This is a genomic window from Tenacibaculum profundi, from assembly GCF_057162725.1.
Genome location: NZ_CM169894.1, coordinates 1,723,199 through 1,732,500, shown reverse-complemented (window position 1 = coordinate 1,732,500; position 9,302 = coordinate 1,723,199). Strand labels below are relative to the sequence as shown.

At 33.1% G+C, this 9,302-nt stretch carries 3 protein-coding genes and 2 rRNA genes (1 of these 5 cut by a window edge); 2 read left to right on the top strand and 3 right to left on the bottom strand.

The annotated features are described in order from the left end of the window. Together AC2GW8_RS07075 and rrf are read left to right on the top strand one after the other, a co-directional pair. A 23S ribosomal RNA gene (locus AC2GW8_RS07075) occupies window positions 1-148 on the top strand (it extends 2,721 nt beyond the left edge of the window). Between the two features lie 129 nt (window positions 149-277). Then, window positions 278-386 (top strand): 5S ribosomal RNA (gene rrf / locus AC2GW8_RS07070). A 186-nt stretch (window positions 387-572) separates the two neighbouring features. On the opposite strand, the gene AC2GW8_RS07065 is transcribed toward rrf, so the two are convergent. From AC2GW8_RS07065 to gltB, 3 genes are all read right to left on the bottom strand, one after another. After that, entirely contained in the window at window positions 573-3,158 is a 2,586-nt protein-coding gene (locus AC2GW8_RS07065; protein ID WP_440882063.1) for a phosphoenolpyruvate carboxylase, read from the bottom strand. An 83-nt stretch (window positions 3,159-3,241) separates the two neighbouring features. Next, the gene (gltD, locus tag AC2GW8_RS07060; protein WP_440882062.1) at window positions 3,242-4,699 is read right to left on the bottom strand and encodes a glutamate synthase subunit beta; all 1,458 of its coding nucleotides are present in this window, start codon (window positions 4,697-4,699) and stop codon (window positions 3,242-3,244) included. Between the two features lie 3 nt (window positions 4,700-4,702). Further along, the gene (gene gltB, locus AC2GW8_RS07055) at window positions 4,703-9,214 is read right to left on the bottom strand and encodes a glutamate synthase large subunit (protein WP_440882061.1); all 4,512 of its coding nucleotides are present in this window, start codon (window positions 9,212-9,214) and stop codon (window positions 4,703-4,705) included. Between the last annotated feature and the right edge of the window lie 88 nt (window positions 9,215-9,302).

Here is a 9,302-nt window from a genome sequence, read left to right as displayed (position 1 = left end):
TAAGCGCTGAAAGCATATAAGCGCGAAACCCACCACAAGATGAGATTTCTTTAAAGGGTCGTGGGAGATGACCACGTTGATAGGCTATAGGTGTAAGTGCAGTAATGTATGTAGCCGAGTAGTACTAATAACCCATAGGCTTATGTACGTTCCTCCCGAACTTTTAGGAGTTCGGGAAGGATACTCTTTATGTTCAAATAGTTTTATAAATATTTGAATAAGCGATATGATTTTAGCAATATGTTAACTTATACAGTTGAAATATACTGAAACAATTTAAGGTGATTATAGCAATGGGGCTCACCTCTTACCATTCCGAACAGAGAAGTTAAGCCCATTAGCGCCGATGGTACTGCCACAGGTGGGAGAGTAGGTCGTTGCCTTTCTTTTAAAACTTCTCATTACATTTTGTAATGAGGAGTTTTTTTATACGTTACTTTTTACTTCACGAAATACAATAGCCTTATTATAGAACTTACCAATATTTACAGACTGTCATGTAAAGAAAAATCTAATTATTAAAAAAGCCCAAGTTACCTTGGACTTCATGTAAAGATTTATCAATAGATATTTTATGCAGAATTTCTACTTGCATTGATATTTCCAAATAATGATCGTGTCACTATTTTTTCGAAAATTTCTTGTGTTTTTGAATTTGAATTACCCTCTTCTTCGAGTTTTTGAATCTCTTTTAAAGCATACTGTTGAATTGTTAATAATGGTAGTACAATTTGTTCTCTAATCCCGATAGAAGCTTTACCTGATGGCTCATTCTCCATTAAGGTTGTATAACCTGTAAGTTTTAAAATTAATCGATTAGAAAGTAAGTATTCTTCGTAAATTAATTTCCAGAATTCACCGAATTCTTTGTCATTTTTCATATACTTAGTCAAATCAAAAAAAGATTTCGATAAAGACATCATACTATTTTCGATTAAAGTTTTGAAAAATGTCGACTCATTGTATAATTTAACTATTTTATTGAATTGACCTTTATCTTCAAATTGCTTTATGGCAGTACCAACACCGAAAAAACCTGGTACGTTTTGTTTTAATTGACTCCATGATCCAACAAATGGTATAGCTCTTAAATCATCAAAAACTAAACTAGCATTTGCATTCCGCTTAGATGGACGACTTCCAATATTGGTTTTTGCATAATATTTCAATGTACTCATTTTTTCTAAATATGGAAGAAACTTTGGATGTGCTTTAAATTTACTATAAGTTTGATAACTAATAGTAGCAAGTTCATCCATAACAGAAACATTATCATCAGTTATTAAATCATTTATTCCGTTCAATTTATTACTAATACCGGAACTAATCAATTGTTCCATATTATATTGAGAGGAATCTAATGTTCCAAAATTCGAACTAATGGTTTGTCCTTGTATTGTTAATTGTACTTCTTTATCCTCGATATTAGGGCCCAGGGAAGCATAGAATTGATGGGTCTTTCCTCCGCCCCTAGCAGGTGGGCCACCACGACCATCAAAAAATATTACAATAACACCATATTTTCTAGCAATGTATGTTAACTGTTCTTTTGCTTTGTAAATAGACCAGTTAGCCATTAAATAACCACCGTCTTTAGTTCCATCACTAAAACCAAGCATTATGGTTTGCTTTTTGCCTCTCTTTTCAAGATGTTTCATATAGGAAGTATTACTATATAGCTCTTCCATGACCTTAGGAGCATTAATTAAATCTTTTATAGTTTCGAATAAAGGAACAATGTCGATCGTTAACTCATTATTGAACGCAACTAATTTTAACATAGCATACAGTTGCATTACGTTTAATGAAGTTTGATTGTTGCTAATAATATATCTGTTGGCAGCTGCTTCTCCATTATCTTCTTGAATTTTTTTAATAACCTTCATAGTTTTTAAAGTTTTAAAAGCAAATTCGTCATTAATAATATCTAGATCAATACTACCATTAACTTTGGAAAGAAAATCTATTTGTTCATCTTGACTTAAATCATTGTAGTTATCAGGGAAAATATCTATGTTGTTCTCTTTAAGAGTTTCAATTAGTATTTTAAATACATTATGATGTTGCCTGCTATCTTGCCTAATGTCTAAATTGGCAAAGTGAAAGCCAAATAATTTTATTTTATTTAAAAGACTATCAATTTCCTTTAAATATAATGATTGATGTTCGTCAATAAGAATATATCTTATTTCTAATAGCTCTTTTTTTAAAGAATTTAATGTAATGGAATTAGCATCACTCATGAATATGATTCTGTAGAGTTTATTCTCAAGGTCTATAATTCTATTTTCAACACCAAAAAAGGTTAATTTCTTTTTTAAAATTCGTATATCACGATGGTAATTTTTGATAATAGCTTCCTTTAGTTTACGAGATACTTTCAATGTTATTTCTGGCGTGACAAAGGGATTTCCATCCCTATCTCCCCCTGGCCAAAAACCAATATTTATAATATTATTGATAATATTTTCTACGTTATCAAATATATTTTCTTTTATGTAATCATATATGTTTCCGAAGGAATGATAAAATACATTTTCTAAATACCAAATTAAACTTATGGCTTCATCGTAGGGTGTAGGTTTATTTTGTCTAAAAAATGGAGTTTTTCCAAGTTGAGCTAAAAGCTGAGTAATCTTTTGTAAGTCATTTTCTTTGATAGCTTCAGAAAGAGCCGTAATAATTCCAAGTACTGAACCCGGATAAAATTGTGTTGGGTGTGCGGTTAAAACAATTCTTACTTTAAAATCTTGTAAAAATTGTCTCAGCTGTTTAATTTGATTACTTGAAGAGGCGAATTCTTTTAAATTTCTGAGGGTACCAATACCGTCCATATTATTAACTATAGGAAACGCTGCATCTTCAATAGCGTCAAAAAGAACAACTTGTCTTTCTATATATTGAATAAATCGAAATAATAAGTTTAGTTGACTTTTTTTATCTCTTCGACCTTGATATTTTTCAAAAAAATCTTTTACAATATCTGATGGATCATCTCCTTTTTCGAAGCCTTGTTTACAGGTTTCTTGAAACAAAGGGAGAAGCACGCCTGTTTTAGTAATACTATCAAAAGGAAGTGTCATAAAAATACTATTGTATATCTTATATTTTGCTTCTACACTTTCTTCAAACCTTTTTATTTTGGGTAGTTTGGACATGGTATGTTTTTGAGATTGGAAATTAAAAAACGTTTTCAAAAAACGTCTATATTTGATAGATATTTTTTGAAAACAATTTTTAGTTAAACTTTCGGAAGATCTCCATCACCTTTTGTTAATAGATAACTCGAATTAGATAAATATTTATCAATACTAATAGCAGCCTCTCTTCCTTCAGAAATAGCCCAAACGATTAATGATTGTCCTCTTCTCATATCTCCCGCAGTAAATATATGAGGTATATTTGTTTGAAAATTATTAGCTTTGTAATTACTTTTATGATCTAAAGCCACGCCTAATTGATCACTTAAAGTTGTTTCAGGTCCTGTAAAACCAAGAGCCAAAAGGGCCAAATCACAAGGCCATATTTTTTCAGTATTTGGTTTTTCAACTAGCATTGGACGCTCACCAGGAATAACATCCCATTTTACTTCGACAGTTTTAAGAGCAGTGAGATTACCATCGTTATCAGTAATAAATTCTTTCGTATTAATTAACCAATTTCTATTACAACCTTCTTCGTGTGAGGTACTTGTCTTTAACTGAAGCGGCCAATATGGCCATGGTGTATTTGGACTTCTATGCAAAGGCGGCTTTGGCATAATTTCAAAATTTGTTACCGATTTAGCTCCTTGTCTATTCGATGTACCTACGCAATCTGAACCTGTATCTCCGCCCCCGATAACGATTACATTTTTATCTTCTGCTGAAATAGGTTCTCCTTCAATTTCTTTATTAAATACTAATTTTGTTTGTTGTGTTAGGAAGTCCATTGCTTGATGAACACCTTTTGATTCGATTCCTTTTACAGGTATATTTCTTCTTTTTGTTGCACCTCCGCATAATAATATAGCATCAAAATAACTAAGATTTTTAATATCATAATTTACACCTACATTAACATTTGTTTTAAAAATAATACCTTCTTTTTCCAATATTTTTACACGTCTGTCAATAATTCCTTTTTCAAGTTTGAAATTAGGAATACCATATCTTAATAATCCACCCACTTCGTCATCCCTTTCAAAAACAGTAACGTTATGACCAGCTCTATTTAATTGTTGTGCTGCAGCTAATCCAGCAGGGCCAGAACCAACTACAGCAACGGTTTTTCCAGTTCTAATTTTAGGTAGAGTTGGTTGTATCCAACCATTTGAAAAAGCTTTTTCGACTATGTTTTTTTCAATATTTTCAATAGAAACGGGATCGCTTACTAAGCCTAATACACATGCTTTTTCGCAAGGAGCAGGGCATAATCGACCGGTAAATTCTGGAAAGTTATTGGTTGAATGCAAGATCAATGATGCTTTTTGCCATTCTCCTTTGTATACTAAATCGTTAAAATCGGGAACAAGATTACCAAGAGGGCAACCACTATGGCAAAAAGGAACACCACAATCCATACAGCGAGCACCTTGTTTTTTAATTTCGGATTCTTTTAGCGCAATTGTGAATTCTTTATAATCTTGTATTCTTTTTTTGACTGATATGTTTGATTCGTTCTGTCTTTCAATATCTATAAATCCTCCTAATTTTCCCATACTTTAAGCTGTAATTTTTTTTAAAACTAATTTTTCTTCAGATAATTTTTTCAGTGCTTTTTTGAAATCTTTAGGGAACACCTTGACATATTTTGTTTTTATGGTATCCCAATTATCAAGATGCATATGAGCTAGCTTACTATTTGTATGTTTATAATGATCTTCAATATGTGTCTTTAACTCAAGAAAATCATCAGTATTTAATGGATCAAGATCAACCATTTCTTTATTGCAGAGATTTGAAATAAATTCTTTATCCTCATCGAAAACATAAGCGATTCCTCCGCTCATGCCGGCAGCAAAATTTCTACCTGTTTTTCCAAGAATGATAACTTTACCACCTGTCATATATTCACAACCGTGATCACCAATACCTTCTACCACAGCAGTAACTCCTGAGTTTCTTACGGCAAACCGCTCTCCGGCAATACCATTTATAAAGGCTTTCCCTTTGATGCCCCCGTACAGACTTACATTTCCAGTAATAATATTTTTTGAAGCGTCAAAGCTAGCTGAATCAGGTTTTTTAATAATTAAGGTAGCTCCCGAAAGTCCTTTTCCTAAATAATCATTGGTTTCGCCTTCTACTTTAAGGGTAAGTCCTTTGGTAGAAAAAGCTCCGAAGCTTTGCCCTGCAGAGCCTTTAAAAGTTACATTTAAGGTGTTTTCTGGAAGACCATTTTCACCATGTATTTTCGATATTTCGTTGCTTAAAATAGCACCAATAGTCCTATCTGTGTTTTGAATTGCGTATTCGAGTGTTGTTGTTTTTGAGTTGATAATTGCAGATTTTCCATCGTTTAAAATTTTAAAATCTAGAACATTGTCTAAATTATGATTTTGTTTTTCCGTGTTATATTTAATTGTTTCTTTTTCGCTATTAGGTTCATAAAGTATTGCTGATAGGTCTAACCCTTTCGCTTTGTAATGCTTAATAGCTTTATAGGTATTTAATTTATGACTTTGCCCAATCATTTCATTTAAAGTTCTAAAACCTAATTGGGCCATAATTTGTCTTAATTCTTCAGCAACGAAGTACATGAAGTTAATAACATGTTCAGGAGTTCCTTTAAAGTTTTTTCGTAATTCTGGATTTTGAGTAGCAATACCGACTGGGCAGGTATTTAAATGACAAGCTCTCATCATGATACAACCAGAGGCCACAAGGGGAGCTGTTGCAAATCCAAATTCTTCAGCTCCTAGTAAAGCAGCGATAGCAACATCTTTTCCTGTTTTTAGCTGCCCATCGACCTCAAGAACAACTCTATTTCTTAATCCATTCAAAATTAGTGTTTGTTGTGCTTCAGCCAATCCTAATTCCCAAGGTAGTCCTGTATGTTTTAATGAAGTCAGAGGAGAAGCTCCTGTGCCTCCATCATATCCAGAAATCAATATTACGTCGGCTTTCGCTTTAGCAACACCAGCAGCAATTGTCCCAACACCAATTTTTGAGACTAATTTCACATTAATTCTAGCTTCTCGATTGGCATTTTTGAGATCGAAAATTAATTGTGCTAAATCTTCAATAGAGTAAATGTCATGATGTGGAGGAGGAGAGATTAATCCAACATAAGGTGTTGATTTTCTAACATTTGCTATCCAAGGGAGTACTTTTGGACCAGGTAGTTGACCTCCTTCACCAGGTTTTGCTCCTTGAGCCATTTTTATTTGGATTTCTTTGGCATTTGTTAAATAATTACTTGAAACACCAAAACGACCAGAAGCTACTTGTTTGATTGCACTATTTTTCCAATTGCCATTACTTTCTTTTATGAATCGTAATTTATTTTCACCACCTTCTCCTGAATTACTTTTTCCTCCAATTCGATTCATTGCAATGGCTAAATTTTCATGCGCTTCTTCGCTAATTGAGCCGTAGGACATAGCACCAGTTTTAAATCTTTTAACAATCTCAGTCCAAGGTTCTACTTCATCAATAGATATAGGATCTAAGTTATTAAACTCTAAAAGTCCTCTGAGCGTCATTAAATTTTTATTCTGTTCATTGATTTTATCCGCATATGATTTATAGCTTTCCTCATTTTTACTTCTAACAGCTTGTTGAAGCTTCGCAATAGTTGTTGGATTAAACATATGTTTTTCTCCATTTCTTCGCCATCTATAATCCCCTCCAATTTCAAGATCTAGTAAAGATTGATGATTTTCAATTTTGAATGCTTTGTCAAATCTGGTTTGAATATCCTTTTCAATAACTACAAGTCCTACACCTTCGATTCTTGAAGTAGTGTAAGGGAAATATTTTTTAGTAAAAGATTTTTTCAAACCGAGAGCTTCAAATATTTGCGAAGCCCTGTAAGAGTGAAGTGTTGATATTCCGATCTTATTCATTATTTTGAGCAACCCTTTTCCAATAGCTTTATTGAAGTTATTTACGGCTGTTTCTTCGTCTATAATCTTTATTCCCTTATTTCTAACTTGTTCTCTAATGATTTCGTTGACAAGGTAGGGATTGATAGCACTTGCGCCATATCCGAATAATGTGGCAAAATGATGTGGCTCTCTTGCTTCTCCAGTTTCAATTACAATTCCAAATTTTGAACGTTTTTGTTTATTGTTTAGAGTATGATGAACATAAGAACAGGCAAGCAATGCTGGAATTGGCGCGTATTCTTTATCAATATTTCTGTCAGAGAGTATGATGATATTAACACCTTTTAAAACCGCTTTTTCAACAGACATAATTATATCATCTAAGGATTTTTCTAAACCATTTACCCCATTTTTTATGGGGTATAACATAGGAATAGAAACAGCTTTAAAATCCGGATGATCTATATTTTTTATTTTATCTAAGTCGTCATTTGAAATAACGGGATTTTGTATTCTTAATTTTTTTGCTTGCTCCGGAATGATATCGAATATATTTCCATCACCTCCAATAGCAAGACTAATATCAGTAATAAGTTCTTCTCGGATTCCATCCAAAGGAGGGTTTGTTACTTGCGCAAATAGCTGTTTGAAGTAGTTGTATAGTAATTGAGGTTTATCTGACAGAACTGCTAGGGGAGTATCATTCCCCATTGAACCAATCGCTTCTTTAGCTTGTGTTGCCATGGGTGTTATGATAGTGTCAATTTCTTCTTTCGTATATCCAAAAACACGAAGTCTTGTCTTATAATTAGTTGGCTCGATAGGACACATATTATTTGTGTAAGGAACTTCAGATAAGGCAAGTGTGTGTTTATGAACCCATTTTTGATAAGGTCTTTTAGAGATGATGTCAGACTTTATTTCTTCATCCTCAACAATTCTTCCAGCATTCATATCAACCAAGAACATTTTTCCTGGTTCTAATCGTCCATGTCTTTCTACGTTTTCAGGTTCAATTTTAACGACACCTATTTCAGAAGACATGATAACGAATCCATCTTTAGTTACGGTATAGCGTGAGGGTCTTAAACCATTTCTATCCAATAAAGCACCAATATAATTACCATCTGTAAAAGGAATCGATGCAGGACCGTCCCAGGGTTCCATAATACAAGAGTTATATTCATAAAAAGCTTTTTTGTTATCAGCCATAGTTCGATGTTTCTCCCAAGCTTCAGGAACCATTATCATCATAACTTCAGGAAGTGATCGTCCAGTCATTAATAAAAGTTCAACAACTAAATCCATTGATGCAGAATCTGATTTACCATCACTTACTATTGGGAATAGTTTTTGAATATCTTGACCAAATAAATCACTTTTCATTAACTCCTCTCTCGCTCTCATTCTACTTACATTTCCTCTAAGTGTATTAATTTCACCATTATGACACATATATCTGAACGGTTGTGCTAAACTCCAAGAAGGGAATGTATTAGTAGAAAATCGCTGATGTACAAGGGCTAGTCTTGTAACAACATCTTTTTCTCTAAGATCTTTAAAATACCTACCGATGTCTTCAGGAATTAAAAGACCTTTATATATTATTGTGGTTGTTGAGAGACTTGGAAGATAGAAATAGTCTGATTGAGATAGTTTCGAGTTGCTAATTGTATGCTCTGCAATTTTTCTTGCAGCAAACAGCTTTGCATTGAATTGCAAGTCTGTTTCAATGGAATTTCCTTTGCCAATAAAGACTTGTTTTATTTTGGGTTCTGTTTTAGAAGCTATTTTCCCCATAAAGGAGTTATCAACGGGGACATCTCGCCATCCTATTATACACAAACCTTGCTCTACAATTTCTTTTTCAAGTATAGCTTTACAATAGTTTGATTGGTTGGTGCTTTTGGGTAGAAAAACCATTCCTACGGCATATTCTTTAGGAGAAGGAATGTTGAAAGAGCAAACTCTCTTAAAAAAATCATGAGGAATATCAATTAAGATACCCGCACCATCACCTGTTCGTCCATCTGAGCTTACAGCCCCTCGGTGCTCTAGTTTAACTAAAATCTCTAGGGCATTATGAATGATTGTATTTGATTTTTTTCCTTTTAAGTTACAAATAAACCCAGCACCGCAATTATCCTTTTCAAATTCTGGGTAATATAATCCTTGTTGTTTCATTTGTTGGTTATTTAATTATATTTAAGTTAATTACAACTAACACGTTTGAACGGTTAGTTTTGAAACCTCACGATTGATAATTTGTTAA

Coding starts and splice junctions, on each gene's coding strand:
- gltD (WP_440882062.1), bottom strand. CDS start 4,699: ATGGGAAAATTAGGAGGATTTATAGATATTGAAAGACAGAACGAATCA.
- gltB (WP_440882061.1), bottom strand. CDS start 9,214: ATGAAACAACAAGGATTATATTACCCAGAATTTGAAAAGGATAATTGC.
- AC2GW8_RS07065 (WP_440882063.1), bottom strand. CDS start 3,158: ATGTCCAAACTACCCAAAATAAAAAGGTTTGAAGAAAGTGTAGAAGCA.